This window comes from Streptomyces sp. NPDC056580 (assembly GCF_042793175.1).
Lineage (GTDB): Bacteria > Actinomycetota > Actinomycetes > Streptomycetales > Streptomycetaceae > Streptomyces.
Genome location: NZ_JBHTVE010000005.1, coordinates 252,245 through 268,167, shown reverse-complemented (window position 1 = coordinate 268,167; position 15,923 = coordinate 252,245). Strand labels below are relative to the sequence as shown.

The 15,923-nt window shown below is 75.4% G+C and carries 14 protein-coding genes; 7 read left to right on the top strand and 7 right to left on the bottom strand.

Annotation, left to right across the window (positions count from 1 at the left end; genetic code table 11):
• Positions 1-666, top strand: coding sequence for an SDR family NAD(P)-dependent oxidoreductase (locus tag ACFQ9Z_RS12615; RefSeq protein ID WP_383015167.1), 666 nt, complete (start codon positions 1-3; stop codon positions 664-666).
• A gap of 100 nt (positions 667-766) precedes the next feature.
• Positions 767-1,708, top strand: a complete 942-nt coding sequence (locus tag ACFQ9Z_RS12610; protein WP_383015164.1) for an MIP/aquaporin family protein — start codon at positions 767-769, stop codon at positions 1,706-1,708.
• Between the two features lie 131 nt (positions 1,709-1,839).
• Here the strand turns inward: ACFQ9Z_RS12610 and ACFQ9Z_RS12605 are convergent, their stop codons facing one another.
• Positions 1,840-3,237 carry a hypothetical protein gene (locus ACFQ9Z_RS12605; RefSeq protein WP_383015161.1) on the bottom strand — a complete coding sequence of 466 codons (1,398 nt, stop codon included), beginning with the start codon at positions 3,235-3,237 and terminating at the stop codon, positions 1,840-1,842.
• A 113-nt stretch (positions 3,238-3,350) separates the two neighbouring features.
• Here ACFQ9Z_RS12605 and ACFQ9Z_RS12600 point away from each other — a divergent pair, with 113 nt between their 5' ends.
• Positions 3,351-4,589 carry a molybdopterin-dependent oxidoreductase gene (locus tag ACFQ9Z_RS12600; protein WP_383015158.1) on the top strand — a complete coding sequence of 413 codons (1,239 nt, stop codon included), beginning with the start codon at positions 3,351-3,353 and terminating at the stop codon, positions 4,587-4,589.
• Positions 4,590-4,932: 343 nt separating this feature from the next.
• Here the strand turns inward: ACFQ9Z_RS12600 and ACFQ9Z_RS12595 are convergent, their stop codons facing one another.
• From ACFQ9Z_RS12595 to ACFQ9Z_RS12585, 3 genes are all read right to left on the bottom strand, one after another.
• Positions 4,933-5,664, bottom strand: coding sequence for a methyltransferase domain-containing protein (locus ACFQ9Z_RS12595; protein WP_383015156.1), 732 nt, complete (start codon positions 5,662-5,664; stop codon positions 4,933-4,935).
• Positions 5,661-6,272: a DUF2064 domain-containing protein gene (locus ACFQ9Z_RS12590; RefSeq protein ID WP_383015153.1), complete on the bottom strand. Its 612-nt coding sequence runs from the start codon at positions 6,270-6,272 to the stop codon at positions 5,661-5,663. Before ACFQ9Z_RS12590 ends, ACFQ9Z_RS12595 begins: the two co-directional genes overlap by 4 nt.
• A 63-nt stretch (positions 6,273-6,335) precedes the next feature.
• Entirely contained in the window at positions 6,336-7,055 is a 720-nt protein-coding gene (locus ACFQ9Z_RS12585; protein WP_383015150.1) for a glycosyltransferase family 2 protein, read from the bottom strand.
• 104 nt (positions 7,056-7,159) lie between these two features.
• On the opposite strand from ACFQ9Z_RS12585, the gene ACFQ9Z_RS12580 reads away from it, so the two are divergent.
• Entirely contained in the window at positions 7,160-7,897 is a 738-nt protein-coding gene (locus ACFQ9Z_RS12580; RefSeq protein WP_383015147.1) for a response regulator transcription factor, read from the top strand.
• Position 7,898: 1 nt separating this feature from the next.
• Positions 7,899-9,011 carry a sensor histidine kinase gene (locus ACFQ9Z_RS12575; RefSeq protein ID WP_383015144.1) on the top strand — a complete coding sequence of 371 codons (1,113 nt, stop codon included), beginning with the start codon at positions 7,899-7,901 and terminating at the stop codon, positions 9,009-9,011.
• 140 nt (positions 9,012-9,151) lie between these two features.
• Here ACFQ9Z_RS12575 and ACFQ9Z_RS12570 read toward each other — a convergent pair whose 3' ends face one another.
• The 3 genes from ACFQ9Z_RS12570 to ACFQ9Z_RS12560 all read right to left on the bottom strand — a co-directional run bounded on the left by ACFQ9Z_RS12570 (position 9,152) and on the right by ACFQ9Z_RS12560 (position 14,091).
• On the bottom strand, positions 9,152-10,141 hold the full coding sequence (locus ACFQ9Z_RS12570; RefSeq protein WP_383015141.1) for an NAD-dependent epimerase/dehydratase family protein: 990 nt from the start codon (positions 10,139-10,141) through the stop codon (positions 9,152-9,154).
• A gap of 294 nt (positions 10,142-10,435) precedes the next feature.
• The gene (locus ACFQ9Z_RS12565) at positions 10,436-12,373 is read right to left on the bottom strand and encodes an N-acetylmuramoyl-L-alanine amidase (protein WP_383015138.1); all 1,938 of its coding nucleotides are present in this window, start codon (positions 12,371-12,373) and stop codon (positions 10,436-10,438) included.
• Positions 12,374-12,546: 173 nt separating this feature from the next.
• Positions 12,547-14,091 (bottom strand): M1 family metallopeptidase, encoded by a 1,545-nt coding sequence (locus ACFQ9Z_RS12560; RefSeq protein ID WP_383015134.1) that lies wholly within the window; start codon positions 14,089-14,091, stop codon positions 12,547-12,549.
• Positions 14,092-14,235: 144 nt separating this feature from the next.
• On the opposite strand from ACFQ9Z_RS12560, the gene ACFQ9Z_RS12555 reads away from it, so the two are divergent.
• Positions 14,236-15,009 (top strand): VOC family protein, encoded by a 774-nt coding sequence (locus ACFQ9Z_RS12555; RefSeq protein WP_383015131.1) that lies wholly within the window; start codon positions 14,236-14,238, stop codon positions 15,007-15,009.
• Positions 15,010-15,227: 218 nt separating this feature from the next.
• Positions 15,228-15,920, top strand: coding sequence for a TNT domain-containing protein (locus ACFQ9Z_RS12550; protein WP_383015128.1), 693 nt, complete (start codon positions 15,228-15,230; stop codon positions 15,918-15,920).
• Positions 15,921-15,923 lie beyond the last annotated feature (3 nt).

Sequence of the window (15,923 nt, the reverse complement as noted above, 5' to 3'; positions counted from 1 at the left end):
GTGAGTGTCATCGCCGTCGTCGGGGCCGGGCCCGGGCTCGGGGCCGCCGTCGCCCGCAGGTTCGGGCGCGAGGGGTACGACGTCGCGCTCCTCGCGCGCGATCCGGGCCGGCTGGACGACCTGGTCCGCGAGCTGGCCGGGGACGGGGTCACCGCGCGCGGCTTCGCCGCCGACGTGCGCCGGCCGGAGGAGCTGGCGGCCGCGCTGCGTGACGCGGGCGGCGCCCTGGGGACCGTGGAGGTGCTGCAGTACAGCCCGGTGCCGCACCGGGACTTCATGCGGCCGGTGCTGGAGACCGGGCACCGGGACCTGCTCGGGCCCATCCAGTTCTCGGTGTACGGCCCGGTCGTGGCGGTGCAGCAGGTGCTGCCGGGCATGCGGGAGCTGGGCCGCGGGACCATCCTCCTCGTCAACGGCGGTACGGCGGCCGTGCCCCATCCGGACCGGGCCGGCACCTCCATCGCGTTCGCCGCGGAGAGCGCGTACGGGCACCTGCTGCACGACCGGCTGGTCGGTGAGGGCATCCACGTCGCCCAACTGGTGATCCCGGGGTCGATCACGCCCGGGCACGTGCGCAAGGACCCGGCCGTGCTGGCGGACACCCTGTGGGCCATGCACCGCGACCGGCGCGGGTTTCGGCACTACGCCGACGACCTCGACAGCTGAAGCACAGGCGGGACGGGCTACCGAGCGTTGCCCTGCGTGAAGAGCATTTGTGGGCCAATATGGTGATGTTGGCCGCATTGCTCTCTGCGAGGGGGCCTCAATGGCTGTGGACATACCTTCGCTCATCAAGCCCTCCCGGCTCAGGAGCCGGGGAGGGCTGCTGGGCGAGTGTCTGGCGGAGTTCCTGGGGACCTTCGTCCTGATCTCCTTCGGCTGCGGCTCGGTCGCGACGGCGGTCGCGGCACTGCCCGGCTCGGGCCGTGCCGCCACCCCCACGACGATCTTCCTCGCGGCCGGTGACTGGCTGCTGGTCACCTGGGGCTGGGCCTTCGCCGTCGTCTTCGGCGTCTACGTGGCCGGAGGAGTCAGCGGCGCCCACATCAACCCGGCGGTGACGCTGGCCATGGCCGTGCGCCGCGGGTTCCCCTGGGTCAAGGTGCTGCCGTACTGGTTCGCGCAGATCGTGGGCGCGTTCGCCGGGGCGGCGCTGGTCTACCTGGTCTACCACCAGGCGATCAACGCCTTCGACGCCGTGGTCCCGGGCCCGAAGGTGAACGGGCACACCAACACCACGTTCTCCATCTTCGCGACCTTCCCGGCCCCGTATTTCCACGGCGGGATCTGGGGACCGCTGATCGACCAGATCGTCGGCACGGCCTTCCTGCTGATGCTGATCGCCGCCGTCCTCGACCTGCGCAACCAGGCCGTGAAGGCCAACCTCGCTCCGCTGATCGTCGGCTTCGTCGTCGCCGCGATCGGCATCTCGTACGGCGCGAACGCGGGCTACGCCATCAACCCGGCCCGCGACTTCGGGCCGCGGCTGTTCACCTGGGCGGCGGGCTGGGACAGTCTGGCCTTCCCGGGCAGTGTGGCCGGCTCGTTCAGCGCGTACTGGTGGATCCCGATCGTCGGGCCGCTGGTCGGCGGCGTGATCGGCATCCTGGTCTACGACCTGTTCATCGGCGACGTGCTGACGGTGCGCGCCGAGACGGCCCAACTGACCGAGCCGGGCCGCGGCCGGCCGGTGGTGGAGGACTACTAGGGCGGGTCGCGGAGGCGACCGCCCTCCGGGCGAGGAGGCCGAGTTCGCGACGGGCCCTGAACGCCGTCGTCCACAGGCTGTGGACCGGCGTCCCCGACCCCGTCCTTCCACGGGCGCCGGGCTTCGCCCCGTCACCATCCGGTCAGCAGCAGGTGGTTCAGGAGCAGGGCGAGCAGCGCCTGGGCCGTGAGCCAGGCCCGGGGGCGCGGAAGGTACGCGCAGGCCGGGAGCAGCCACACCGCGAACGGCAGCCAGATCCGCTCGGTCTCGGCCTTGCTCATCCCGGAGAGGTCGGCGGCCAGCAGGGCGAGGAGGGCGGCGCAGACGAGGACCGCGAGGCGGGCGGTGGCGGGGGGCGCGCGGTGGGCGAGGACCGTGGCGGTCCGGCGCAGGCCCGCGACCGTCGCCGGGCCCGTGATGAGCGCGGTGGCGGCCAGGTTGGCCCACACCCAGTAGCCGTAGGGCCGGATGCCGCCGACGCCCTGGCGGTAACGGATCTCCAGCAGGCGGTACGCCGTCCACCAGTCGAACCCGGCGAGCGTGAACACCGCCGGTACGACGGCCAGTCCGGCGAGCAGGGCCAGCAGCAGCACGGGACGCCGGCGCACCCCGTCCCGGGCCGTCCACAGCACCGCGGCGCCGGGCAGGGCCATCAGCGTGAGCCCGTACGACAGGTAGCAGGTCAGGCCGAACAGCAGGCCCGAGGCGGCCGCCCACGGCAGGGAGCGCCGGGTGACCGCGAGCGCCAGCAGGGCCACCGCCCAGGCCGCGGCCGCCGCGAACCAGCCGTCCGCCGAGGTGCCCGTCCAGACCGCGGCCGGGGCCAGGACCAGGAAGGGCGCGGCGCGGCGGGCGAGCGTCTCACCGGCCAGGGCCCGCACCGCGACCAGGACGGCCACGCAGGCCGTGGCGCCGGTGAGCACGCACCACAGCCCGGCCCAGCCGCCCCCGCGCAGCCCGGCCCGGTCGAGGAGGACGAAGGTGAGCGTGGCGCCGGGCGGGTGCCCGGCGACATGGGCCGGCCAGGGGTCGGGGGCGCCGGCGACGATGTGCCGGGTGAAGTCGCGCAGGGCGGCCGGGAGGTCGTGGAAGCGACCGATGACCCGGAGGTACTCCTCACGGGTGGTGAGCCGGCCCGCGACGCCCCGGTGCCAGCCGTCGACCAGCGCGAGGGAGAGGATCCAGGCCGTCGCCGCCGCCCAGGCCGCCGCGAGCAGCGCGCGCCAGGGCAGGCGGGCGGCGAGCGACGGCCCGTACGCCACCCCGGCCGCGGCGAGGAGCACGGCGGCCGGGGTGCCGGGGCCCAGGTGCGGGTCCCACTCGGCCAGCAGCGGCGGCCAGTGCACGAACAGGGTGTGCCGGGTGGACTGGATGCGGCGGCCTGCCAGCACGGCGGCCGTCACCAGCAGGGCGGCGGCGCCGGCCGCGTACAGGTCACGGCGCGGGCCGCGGCCGGTGTCGCCGCGCGGGCCGCGGCCGGGAGCACGGCGCGGGTCGCGGCCGGCGTCACTGCGGAGGGAGCGGGTCACGTCGGCACGTTAGGCCGCACGGCCGCGCCGAGGCCGTCGTACGGGGCGGACGTCAGCGTTTCGTCACCGGTCGAGGGCGCCTTCCGGGGCTCCTCCCGGCCTACCGTCGGGACATGCGCGACCATCCCCGGCTCCCCACCGCCCCCGGCTTCTGGCGTAGCCCCCTGCGCGGGCCCTGGTTCACCTCGGTGCTCGGTCTCGTGCTGCTCGCGGGCGTCACCGTGCTGTTCGTGACCGGCCTGGTGTCGTACGCCGCCTACAACCCGGACCTGTCCCCGGTGAACGACACCACGCCGGACAAGGGCGTCCTCGGGTTCTACCTCTTCCCCTGGCCGACCGGCCCGGTGTGGCTGTACCGGTTCACCCAGGGCGTCCACGTCACCCTCGGCGTCACCCTGGTACCGGTCCTGCTGGCCAAGCTGTGGTCGGTGGTGCCCCGGCTGTTCACGCTGCCGCCGGCCCGTTCCCTGGCGCACGCGCTGGAGCGGCTCTCGCTGCTGCTGCTCGTCGGCGGCGGGCTGTTCGAGTTCACCACCGGGGTGCTCAACATCCAGCTCGCCTACGTCTTCCCGGGCTCCTTCTACCCGCTGCACTTCTACGGGGCCTGGGTGTTCTTCGCCGCGTTCACGGCGCACGCCGTGCTCAAGGCGCCGGCCGCCGTGCGCACCGTACGGCGGCGGCTGCGCGAGCAGCCGGAGAGCGACCTGACCGCCCCGCGCCCCGACCCGCCCACCGTCTCCCGGCGCGGAGCGCTGTGGCTGGCCGGCGGCGGCTCGCTGCTGCTGTTCCTGACCACCGTGGGCCAGAGCCTGGGCGGCCCGTTCCGCCGCACCGCGCCGCTCGCGCCGCACGGCGGCCCCGACCCGGGCGGCGGTCCGAACGGGTTCCAGATCAACAAGACGGCCGCGTACGCCGGGATCGACCCGGCCGAGACCGGCGCGGAGGCATGGCGGCTCGTCGTCACCGGGCGGACCGGCACGGTGCGCCTCAGCCGGGCCGAGCTGCTGCGCCTCCCCCAGCACAGCTCGTCGCTGCCCATCGCGTGCGTGGAGGGCTGGTCGACCGCCGACCAGTGGTGGCGCGGGGTGCGGCTGCGCGATCTCGCGGCGCTCGTCGGCCACGACGGCGCGGCGCCGGACGTGCTGGTCGAGTCCCTGCAGCGGCACGGCGCCTTCCGCCGCGCGGCCCTGCGCGCCAACCAGGTGGCCGACGGCCGCTCCTTGCTCGCCCTGTCGGTCAACGGCGAGGACCTGTCCCTGGACCACGGCAGTCCGGCGCGCGTCATCGTGCCCGCCGCGCCCGGCGTGCTCAACACCAAGTGGGTGGCCCGGCTGACCTTCGGAGACCTGTGATGCGCCGCCCCGCGGTCGGCAGTCCGTTCCAACTGCTGCTGTTGGCCTGCACGTTCGCGGTCGCCGGGTATGCGGGGGTGCGGCTGTTCGCCGGTGACTGGCGCGCGATCGCGCTGTGGATCGTGGGGGCCGCGCTGCTGCACGACCTGGTGCTCCTGCCGTTGTACACGGCGGCGGACCGGGCGGTCGTCCGCGGGCTCGGCGCGGCCGGGCGACGCGAGCTGACCTGCTACGTGCGGGTGCCGGCCCTGCTGTCGGGACTGCTGCTGCTCGTCTGGTTCCCGCTGGTGCTGAACCTGGTGGACGAGCGGTACCGCCTGGCCACCGGGCAGTCGGCGGACGTCTACCTCGGCCGCTGGCTGCTGATGACGGCGGTGCTCTTCGGCGGCTCGGCGCTGCTGCTGGCGCTGCGGGGACTCAGGGCGCGCAGGGCGACGAAGCACCGCCCGCCCGCCGTCCACTGAGCGGCCGTCCGCCACCCGGCCCGCTCCGCCGTCCCGAGCAGGGCCGGGGCGCCGGTCCAGGCCCACGGGAACGGCTCCCCGGACGCCTCCCGGCCGTGGCCGACGACCCGCACCTCGGCGCGCTCGTCGACGTCCGCCGGGTCGGTCTCGGCCACCAGGAGGCCGCCGGGACGCAGCAGTCGGCGCATCCGGCGCAGCAGCGCGGGCGGGTCGCCGCCGATGCCGATGTTGCCGTCCATGAGCAGGACGGTCTCCCAGCGGCCCTCGCCGGGCAGCGGGCCGAACACCGAGCGGCGCAGCGCCTGGCCGCCCACGGCCACGGTCCGGGTGACGGCGGCCTCGCAGACGTCGACGCCGAGGACCGTGCGGCCCTGGGCGGCGAGTTCCGCGACCAGCCGGCCCGGGCCGCAGCCGACGTCCAGCACGGCGCCCTCGCAGCGGGCCAGCACCGCCCGGTCCACGGCGTCCGCCTCCGCGCACCACCGCTCCACCTCGAGCGGCAGCAGCCGGCCGTCGGCGCGGCGCAGGAACAGCGGGCCCCGGCCGCTGCGCAGGGCGGCCGCGTACGGGTCGGAGGCCGCCCAGGCGGGCGGGGCGCCGGCCGGGCTCACCGGCCGGCCGCGCAGTCGGCCAGCCGCGCGGCGAAGGCGCCGTGCGGGGCGAGGGCGGCGACGGCGCGGGCGTCGGCGGCGGTGTCGACGTCCCGCAGCCGCGGCAGGTCGCGCACCCGCAGCCCGGCGGACACCAGCCGCTCCCGCTGCACGGCCCCGGTCACCGGCGTCGACATGGGCACACCGCGCAGCAGTGCGGGTTCGGGGCGGGCCAGGCCCAGCGCCCAGAACCCGCCGTCCTCGGCCGGGCCGAAGCAGGCGTCGCAGTCCGAGAAGTCCACGGTGAGCAGGGCGGGGGTGACCTGCGGGGTGTCCATGCCGATCAGCAGGGCCGGGCCGGAGCAGTGGGCGAAGGCGTCGGCGAGGCGTTCGTCGAGGCCGCCCGCGCACTGGGGCACGACGTCGAAGCCGGGCGGCAGCCAGGGGCCGGGGCGGCCGTCCAGGACGAGGAGCCTGCGGCCGGCGGGGGTCTCCGCCACGGCGCGCAGGGTGTCGGCGAGGGCCGCCTCGGCGAGGGCGGCGGCCTGGGCGGGGCTGAAGGGCGGGGTGAGGCGGGTCTTGACCCTGCCGGGCAGGGGCTCCTTGGCGATGACCAGGAGGACGGTCATGGTCGGGTCTCCTTGTGCGGCGCGGGACGGTGCGACTCCTCGGGGACACGGGGCACGGCGCGGTCAGCCACCGCCGGTGCGCGGCCGGGACCGCACGACGGGCGGCTCGCCCAGGACCGCTCTCATGTCCCGCACGGCGTGCCATGTGCCGCGCCAGGTGCCGGTGACCTTGGAGGCGCCGGTACGGGGCAGGTAGGGGACGTCGTGCTCGGCGACACGCCAGCCGGCGTCGGCGGCGCGGACCACCATCTGCAGGGGGTAGCCGCTGCGCCGGTCGGTGAGGCCGAGGTCCAGCAGCGCCTCCCGGCGGGCGGCGCGCAGCGGGCCGAGGTCGTGCAGGCGCAGCCCGGTGCGGCGGCGCAGCAGGCGGGCGAGCACCAGGTTGGCGGCGCGCGCGTGGGCCGGCCAGGCGCCCCGGGCCTGCGGGCGGCGCCGGCCGAGGACCAGGTCGGCCCCGCCTTCGCGCACCTCGTGGACGAACGGGACCAGGTGCGCGGGGTCCAGGGAGGCGTCGCAGTCGCAGAAGCAGACCACGTCCGCGGTGGCGGCCAGCAGCCCCGCGTGGCAGGCGGCGCCGAAACCGCGCCGCTCCTCGCGCACGACGGTGGCGCCGAGGGAACGGGCGAGGGCGGCGGAGCCGTCGGTGGACCCGTTGTCGACGACGAGGGCGCGCCAGCCGGGCGGTACGCGCTCCAGGACCCAGGGCAGCGCCCCGGCCTCGTTCAGACAGGGCAGGACGACATCCACGCCGGTGGAGGACGGTGAGGTGGTCACGGCGTTCACCTTACGAAGCCGAACCATGACGAACCGGACACCCGCTCCTTACGAAACCCGGACGTCGCGCCCGGGACCGGGCCTCGGCGGCGGCGCGGTGCCAGGGTGGGGGCATGCAGCAGCCACACGCATCACCGGACACCGGGGGGCGGCCGGACACCCGGGGCCGGATCCTCGTCGTGGACGACGACCCGACCGTCGCCGAGGTCGTCGCGGGGTATCTGGACCGTGCCGGGTTCGCCGTGGACCGCGCCGGCGACGGTCCCGCCGCCCTCGAGCGGGCCGCCCGGCACCGGCCGGACCTGGTGGTGCTCGACCTGATGCTGCCCGGCATGGACGGCCTGGAGGTGTGCCGCCGGCTGCGCGAGCGGGGTCAGGTGCCGGTCGTCATGCTCACCGCGCGCGGCGACGAGGACGACCGCGTCCTCGGCCTGGAGGTCGGCGCCGACGACTACGTCACCAAGCCGTTCAGCCCGCGCGAACTGGTGCTGCGGGTCGAGTCGGTGCTGCGCCGCGTCCGGCCCGCCGTGCCGCGCGGCCGGCTCGCGGCGGCCGGCCTGGCCGTCGACCCGGAGGCCCGCCGCGCCACCAAGAACGGTGACGAACTGCTGCTCACCCTGCGCGAGTTCGACCTGCTCGCCTTCTTCCTGCGCCACCCGGGGCGGGCGTTCGGCCGGGAGGAGCTGATGCGGGAGGTGTGGGGCTGGGACTTCGGCGACCTGTCGACCGTCACCGTCCACGTCCGCCGGCTGCGCGGCAAGGTCGAGGACGATCCGGCCCGGCCCCGGCTCATCCAGACCGTGTGGGGCGTCGGCTACCGCTTCGACGCCACCGGGAAGGAGGCGGTCTGACGTGCGCGACAACCTCCTCATCGCCCTCTACGCCTTCCTCGGCGCCGCCGCCACCGGTCTCGCGGGCGCGGCCGTGCTGCGCCTGATCCGCAGGCGCTCGCTCACCGTCTCGCTCGCCGTGGTGGCCGCCGTCGGGGTGCTGGCCATGCTCGCCGGGACCATGGCGGTGGCCCGGGCGATGTTCCTGTCCGCCCACGACCTGCGGGTCGTGACCGCGGTGGTCGCCATGGCGGCCGTCGTCTCGCTGGGCACCGCACTGCTGCTGGGCCGCTGGGTGGTCGCCCGCAGCCGGGAACTCACGGACGCCGCACGGAACTTCGGCGACGGCGGCGCCTTCGCCGCGCCCGCCGCCCCGGCCACCGCCGAGCTGGACGCGCTCAGCCGCGAGCTGGCCGCCACCAGCGCCCGGCTGGCCGCGTCCCGGGACCGCGAACGCGCGCTGGAGACCTCCCGCCGCGAGCTGGTCGCCTGGATCTCACACGACCTGCGCACCCCGCTCGCCGGGCTGCGCGCCATGTCGGAGGCGCTGGAGGACAAGGTGGCCACCGATCCGGACCGCTACCTCAGGCAGATCCGCACCGAGGTGGAGCGCCTCAACGACATGGTCGGCGACCTCTTCGAGCTCTCCCGCATCCACGCCGGCACGCTCCCCCTCAGTCCGGCCCGCGTCTCCGTGTACGACCTGGTCGGCGACGCCCTCGCGGGCGTGGGCCCGCTCGCCCGCGAGCACGGCGTGCGGCTGGTGGGGGACGGGGTGGAGCCGGTGCCGGTGGAGGTCGACGGCAGGGAGATGAGCCGGGTGCTGGCCAACCTGCTGGTGAACGCGATCCGCCGCACCCCCGCCGACGGCACGGTCGCCGTCGCCGCCGAGCGCGCGCCCGGGGGCGTGCTGCTGTCGGTCACGGACGGCTGCGGCGGCATCCCGGAGGAGGACCTGCCCCGCGTCTTCGACACCGGCTGGCGGGGCACGGACGCCCGGACGCCCCCGGCGGGGGCGGGGCTCGGTCTGGCGATCGTCCGCGGGATCGTGGAGGCGCACCAGGGCCACGCCTCGGTGCGCAACATCCCGGGCGGCTGCCGCTTCGAGGTGACCCTGCCGGCGGCCGGGCCGTAGGGCCGGGTCCGCGGACGCGTCCGCCCGGCCGGCGCGCCGGCCGGGCGCAGGGTTGACGAGGCCGTCCGGCACGAACCGGAGCGCGCCCCCCGCCCTGGCGCCCGGGGGCGCCGGGGCACGGCCGCGCCGCCCGCGTCGGCTCAGCGGTTCCGGGCGAACTCCCGCATACCCGCCTCGAAGCCGGTCTCCGGCCGCCAGCCGAGTTCCGCGCGCAGGCGGGAGGAGTCCGCCGTGATGTGGCGGACGTCGCCCAGCCGGTACTCGCCGGTGACCAGCGGCTCGGGGCCGCCGTGGGCCGCGGCGAGGGCGGCGGCCAGTTCGCCGACCGTGTGCGGCTCACCGCTGCCGGTGTTGTACGCGGTGAGCGTTCCGGGGCGCCCCCCGGCCTCCAGCGCGGTCACGTTGGCGGCGGCCACGTCACGCACGTGGACGAAGTCCCTGCGCTGCCGCCCGTCCTCGAACACCCTTGGCGGCTCGCCGCGTTCGAGGGCCGAGCGGAAGAAGGAGGCGACGCCGGCGTAGGGGGTGTCGCGGGGCATCCGGGGGCCGTACACGTTGTGGTAGCGCAGCGAGACGGCCGTACCGCCGGTGCAGCGCGCCCACGCGGCGGACAGGTGCTCCTGGGCGAGCTTGGTGGCGGCGTAGACGTTGCGCGGGTCGGCCGGGGCGTCCTCGGCGACCAGTCCCGGGGCCAGTTCGGCGCCGCAGAGCGGGCAGTCCGGTTCGAAGCGCCCGGCCGCCAGCCCGGCTTCGGCGCGCGGTCCGGGACGCACGACGCCGTGCGCCGGGCACTCGTAGCGGCCCTCCCCGTACACCACCATCGAGCCCGCCAGCACCAGCCGCCGCACGGCCGCCCCGGCCATCGCGGCGAGCAGGACGGCGGTGCCCAGGTCGTTGTGCGAGACGTACCCGGCCGCGTCCGCGACGCCGTCGCCGAGGCCCACCATGGCGGCCTGGTGGCAGACCGCGTCCGTCCCGGCGAGCGCGCGGGCGACCGCCGCCGGGTCGCGCACGTCGGCGCCGGGGTCGTCCCGGACGTCGTACACGACCGGCTCGTGCCCGTGTGCCCGCAGGGCGTCGACGACATGGGACCCGATGAACCCGGCGCCGCCGGTGACCAGTACGCGCATACGCCCACGCTAGGCCGCGTCCGGCCGCCGGCCCCGACCGGCGGGCGGCGCGTCACGGGTCCGTAAGGGTTCGCTCGCCGGCAGCCGGGACGGGACGGGACGGGCGCGGCGGGCCACCGGGACGGCGCCGGCGCGGCAGAGCACGCCGGTGGTGCCGCGACGGCCATGAGGCCGCAGGCGGAGGCCCGGTCGTCGCCCACCAGTTGGCGCTGCCCGCACAGGCGGCCGGTGGTGGGAGGGGAGACGGCCACCTCCAGTGATCCACGTCCCGGGGGTCCGCCGGAGAGGGGTGCGTCAGTTCTGGGGGCCGGCCGCCGTCCCGGGGCCCGGGGTCTTCGCGGACGGCGCCTTGATCAGGTCCACGTCCTGCTCCCGGACGTAGGCGAGACGGTGCCCGAACTGGATCTCGTAGTAGCGTTCGCGGCCCTTCACCACCGGGCTGGGCTGGTTGCCGAAGGACTTGCCGGCCCAGGTGCCGAGGACGCTGGACCGGGTCACGTACCGCTGGCCGGCGCGCAGGACGTACGGCAGTGGCGACTGGGGCTGCTCCGCCACGCCCTCCGGGTAGGAGTCCCCGTCCGGCAGGGCGCGCCCGTACACCGGGATCTCGCTCAGTCCCGCCTTGGGCGTCACCATCCGGCCGGCCGCGCCGACCGCCGTCGGGTGCTCCTTCGGGTTCTTGAACCACGCCTTGTTTCCCTGGAACCAGATCGCCGTCCAGTCGCCGCTGCGCCCGGCGACCGCGAACTCCTGGCCGGCCGAGACCCGCGAGCCCAGGTCGTTGACGTCCTCGGTGGAGTCGGCGCCGTCCGGGTGCCGGCCCATGTCCTGGATGAGCGGCGCGTCGTCCGACGGCTGGGTGTGCAGGCGGACGGCGCTGGAGCCGTGCGGCGCGCACGGGTCGCCCTTGCCCGCGCACCCGGTGAACCGCGGCTTGTGGGTGGCGTAGCCGGGCAGCACGGTCACCATGGGGCTGTCCGGCCCGGCCGTCGCCTTCAGCGGGGCGCCGAGCAGGTCGAAGTAGTGCCGCCAGTCCCAGAACGGGCCGGGGTCGTCGTGCATGTCGGGAATGGAGCCGGCGGTCGGGGCGGGCACGTTGTCGTGGCCGAAGACGTGCTGCCGGTCCAGCGGGATGCCGTACTTCCTCGCCAGGTAGCGCACCAGACGGGCCGAGGTCCGGTACATCTGCTCGGAGAACCAGGCGTCGGGCTGGGTGAGGAAGCCCTCGTGCTCGATGCCGATCGAGCGGCCGTTGACGAACTGGTTGCCCGCGTGCCAGGCCTCGTCCTTGGTCTTGATGTGCTGGGTGACGTGCCCGTCACGGGAGCTGATCGAGTAGTGCCAGGACGCCTCCGTCGGGTCCTGCACGGTCTTGAACATGATCGGCAGGAACGCCTCGGTGTCGTGGATGACGATGTACTCGATCTTCTGGTCCCGGGGCCGGTCGGCCAGGTCGTGGTTGCCGTAGCCGCCCTGGTCGTCGGTCGTGGCGTAGGACGCGCTCAGCCAGGAGCAGGAGAGCTCCGGCGGGCACTCGGGGTCCTCCGCCCGCTGCGGCCCCGACCGGCCGGCCGGGTTCCAGCGGACCTCGGGGCGGGCGGCCAGGCTGACCCGCTGGCCCACGTCGGTGGTGCGGTGCGCGCCCTGCCGGATCACGTCGAAGACGTCGTGCGCGTACGTCGCCGCCTCCGCCTTGTCGCTGGAGGCGGAGAAGCGGGACACCGTGTCCCACCAGTCCGCCGGGTTGTCGCTCAGCGGCTTGCCGAGCGCCTTCTGGGTCGCCGCCAGCAGGGCCGCGCCGCCGCGCACGTTGGCGGACGCGTCCAGCCGGAGCCGGTCCGCCGCCTCGCCGGTCAGCCGTGCGGCCCGGCGCAGGTCCGTCGCCCGCTGTTCCGGGCGGCCGCGCGCGGGCTGCGCGGCGGGCCGGGGCGAGGGGCCGGCCGCTCCCACGGCGCCGGCGTCCACCAGGTGCATCGGCCCGTAGCCGCCGCCGGTGCTCGGCACGCCCGGATGGGAGTCCCAGCGCGACTGCAGGTAGGACACGCCCATGAGGACGCTCACCGGTACGTGGTAGTCCCGCGCGGCGGTCGCGAAGTCGTCCTGCAGGCGCCGGTCGTCGGTCGCGCCCTCGTCGGACGACGGCCAGGCCAGCAGCGGCAGCAGGAGCGCCGCCGAGGCGGTGGCGCAGATCAGCCCGTTGCGCTCGCGTACGGCGCCGGGGATACGGGACATGACACGACTCCACATATGCAGGGGCCTCCGACCGCGCTCGTACTGCCCAGGGGGAAGCGAGTGCTCCCGCCACCCCTAGTACGCTGCCGTGCCCTCCCCGCCGCGTCGCGCCAAGGGTCACCGGCGTGGACCAGTGACCCCGTCCAGGCCACCCGGTCGGCGGCGTGGACCGCTCAGTCCTCGACGCCGGCCACCCGCCAGTCCGGGTGGCCGGGCATCGGCGGGGTGTGCGGCCCGTACAGCCACGGCGTCAGGAACGGTCCCAGGTCCCGGCCCGCGACCTCGGAGGCGAGCGCGACGAAGTCCGCGGTGCCGGCGGCCCGCCCCCGGTACCGGGTCACCCATGTGCGTTCGATCCGCCCGAAGGCGGCCTCGCCGACCTCCTCCCGCAGCGCGTAGAGCACCAGCGCGGAGCCGTCGTAGCGGATGTTCCGGAAGAGGGTCGCTTCGGTGGGTTCGGCGGGCGCCCCGTCGTCGTGGCGCCACTGGTCGTGCTGTTCGTACGCGTCCCGCATCGCGTCGTCGAGGGACACCCCGCCGTGCGAGCCGGAGTACAGGCGTTCGTAGAAGCGGGCGTGACCCTCGCTCAGCCACAGGTCCGACCAGCGCCGCACGGCCACGCTGTCGCCCGTCCACTGGTGGGCCAGCTCGTGCACCAGGTCGCGCTCGGCGTGCACCCGGTCGGCCAGCAGGCTGTCCCTCGGCAGGACGGACAGCGACTGGGTCTCCAGCGCGACCGGCAGGTCGGTGTCGGCGACCAGCACGCCGTAACGGCGGAACGGGTAGGGGCCGAGCCGCTGTTCCAGCCAGGCCAGGTGGTCCGGGGTGCGGGAGCGGTGCTCCCGGGTGGCGTCGACGAGGCCCTGCGGGACCACGTCCCGCACCGGCAGCCCGTGCGGTCCGGTGCCGTCGGCGAACGCGAACCTCCCGATCGCCACCTGGACGAGCTGGGCCGCGATCGGCTCCTCGGAGTCGTACGTCCACCGCACGCGTCCGTCCGGCTGCCGCGCCCGCTCGACGAGCCGGCCGTTGGCCACCGCCGACAGGTCCGCCGGGGTGGTGATGCGGAAGGTGAACGGCGCCCGCAGGCTGGGGTGGTCGTCGGCCGGGAAGATCATCTTGGCGCCGTCGGGCTGGGGATAGAGCACGGTGCCGTCGGGGGTGGGCACCCAGCCGTACTCGCCGATCGCGTCGCGCCGGTGGCGGCGCTGGGCGGGGTCGGCGGTGTAGGCGACCCGCACGGTGAAGACGGTGCCCTTGGGCAGCGGCCGCGCCGGGGTGACGACGAGTTCGTCGCCGTCGCGCTCCGTCCGCGCCGGGCGGCCGTCGACGGTGACCGCGTGCAGCGCGTTGCCCGCGAAGTCAAGGTCGAAGCGGGACAGGGCCTGGGTGGCGATGGCGGTGACGGTCGCGGCGGCCTCGAACGGCGTGGCCGGCGCCCGCCAGTCGAAGGCGAGGTCGTAACGGCGCACCGTGTAGCCGCCGTTGCCGTCGAGCGGCAGCAGCGGGTCGCCGATGCCCCGGGCGCCGGGCGTGGGGGCGGCACCGAGGGCGCCGGCTCCGGGACCGGGCGCGTGGCGGGCCGGGACGGGCGCCGGGCGGCCGCCCTGGCAGGAGAGCGCGCCGGCCAGGAGGGCGGTGCAGGCGAGCACGAGGGCCTTGCGGCGGCCGCGCGGGCGTGCGGTGCGGGCACGGCTGCCGGTCCTCGTGGATTTCATGGCCGCACTATGTCAGCAAAGCGATGAATCACCGCTTATTTTCCTATGAACACTTTCATGTCTCTCTGTCACATACTGTCTCTTCTTCGGGCTGTTTGCGGCATAGTGGCGGGCGTCTTCGCCCCGGCCCAGGAGGAACCACGCATGCTCGGTACCGACTTCCGCACCGGATCGCCCGTCTGGCTCGACCTCGGAAGCCCGGACACCGACGCGACCGCCGCCTTCTACGGCGCCGTCTTCGGCTGGCAGTTCGCCTCCGCCGGGCCGGAAGCGGGCGGATACGGCTTCTTCCTGAAGGACGGCAGGACCGTCGCCGCCCTCGGCCGCCTCACCGAAGAGGGCGCCGCCCCGGCCTGGACGACGTACTTCCACAGCGACGACCTCCCGGCCACCGCCCGGGACGTGGCCGAGGGCGGCGGAACGGTGCGCGTGGAGCCGATGAGCGTGGGCGAGGGGTCGATGGCCCAGTTCACCGACCCCCAGGGCGCCAGGTTCGCGGTGCTGCACTCCCCGATGGGGCTGGAGCGCACCTCCGAGGACGACGCGCTGGTGTGGGTCGAACTGCACACCACCGACCCGGAGTCGGCGATCCGGTTCTACGCCGGTGTGTTCGGCTGGCGCTCGGCGGAGATGACGGCCCCCGGCATGACGTACCAGGTGCTCAGCATCGCGGACGGCGACCAGCAGGAGGGCGCCTTCGGCGGGGTGGCCCCGCTGCAGGGCGGCCAGGGGGACGCGCGCTGGGTGCCGTACTTCGCCGTGGCCGACCCGGCGGCCGTCGTCGCCACGGCGCGGGACAACGGCGCGACGGTGCTCATGCCCGCGGTGGAGGTCCCGGACGTCGGCACCATCGCCTGGCTCAGCGCCCCCGACCAGTCGGTGTTCGCCCTCCTGCGGCCGAACCCGCGCCAGGGCTGAGGGAGTCCGCCGCCGGGCGGCGGCGCCCTCGGCCGCCCGGGGTGTTCTGTTACGCCGTTCCGGTGCCCCTCCCGCCGCAGTTCGGCGCTCCGGCCTCGCGCCGCGCATTGAATGCACCTGCCGCGCGAGGGGCGCCCGCTGGGTGTCCGTCCCTTCGCGCGTCCACGAACCTGCCGCGTACTCGGTGCCCCGCCGGCACCGCAGGAGAAGGGACCCGGATGCGCGAACTGCGCCGTTTCCTGTGGAGCGTGCTCGCCTCGGCGCTCCTGCTGCTCTGGGCCGCACCGGCCCCCGCCCAGGCCGCCGGAGCACACCTCCGCCACGACGGCCGCGCCTGCCCGGTCGTCCACCGCACGGCGAACCAGACCAAGGCGCCGCCCGCCGGACTGGAGAACTACTACCGCGACGACTGGCGGCTGGGCCCCAGCCACCTGCCCACCACGGGCCCCGTCGCGCGGATGCTCAAGGGCTGGAGACCCCAGGACAGCACCTCGCCGTACTGGTTCCTCGGGTGCTACTGGCAGACCAGCCAGCAGAACGTGTCCGGCTGGTGGTACCCGGACAACAACGGGTTCGTGCTGCGCGACGGCCGCCCCGTGCAGGAGACGCAGACGCTCCGCAAGGGGCGGCTCGTCGACCTCTTCGGCAGCGGACGCGGCAACTTCCTCGCGCCGGCCGGCACACCGTACGCCAAGCGGGCCATCCCGCCGACCAACCTGGACGAGTACGACCCGGCCGCCCCGCCGTTCAACTACCACCTCTACCGCGTCGTCGAGGACTTCCCGGTGCAGGCCGGCCCGATCAGGCCGTGGTTCGGGCAGCCGGGGCTGGGCCGGCAGTACGTGACGAGCTCGACCGTCCCGGACCTGATCGCCGCCCGGAAGCTGGAGGAGATCACACCGGCGGCCTGAGGA

Coding starts and splice junctions, on each gene's coding strand:
- ACFQ9Z_RS12610 (WP_383015164.1), top strand. CDS start 767: ATGGCTGTGGACATACCTTCGCTCATCAAGCCCTCCCGGCTCAGGAGC.
- ACFQ9Z_RS12600 (WP_383015158.1), top strand. CDS start 3,351: ATGCGCGACCATCCCCGGCTCCCCACCGCCCCCGGCTTCTGGCGTAGC.
- ACFQ9Z_RS12590 (WP_383015153.1), bottom strand. CDS start 6,272: ATGACCGTCCTCCTGGTCATCGCCAAGGAGCCCCTGCCCGGCAGGGTC.
- ACFQ9Z_RS12580 (WP_383015147.1), top strand. CDS start 7,160: ATGCAGCAGCCACACGCATCACCGGACACCGGGGGGCGGCCGGACACC.
- ACFQ9Z_RS12570 (WP_383015141.1), bottom strand. CDS start 10,141: ATGCGCGTACTGGTCACCGGCGGCGCCGGGTTCATCGGGTCCCATGTC.
- ACFQ9Z_RS12565 (WP_383015138.1), bottom strand. CDS start 12,373: ATGTCCCGTATCCCCGGCGCCGTACGCGAGCGCAACGGGCTGATCTGC.
- ACFQ9Z_RS12560 (WP_383015134.1), bottom strand. CDS start 14,091: ATGAAATCCACGAGGACCGGCAGCCGTGCCCGCACCGCACGCCCGCGC.
- ACFQ9Z_RS12555 (WP_383015131.1), top strand. CDS start 14,236: ATGCTCGGTACCGACTTCCGCACCGGATCGCCCGTCTGGCTCGACCTC.
- ACFQ9Z_RS12550 (WP_383015128.1), top strand. CDS start 15,228: ATGCGCGAACTGCGCCGTTTCCTGTGGAGCGTGCTCGCCTCGGCGCTC.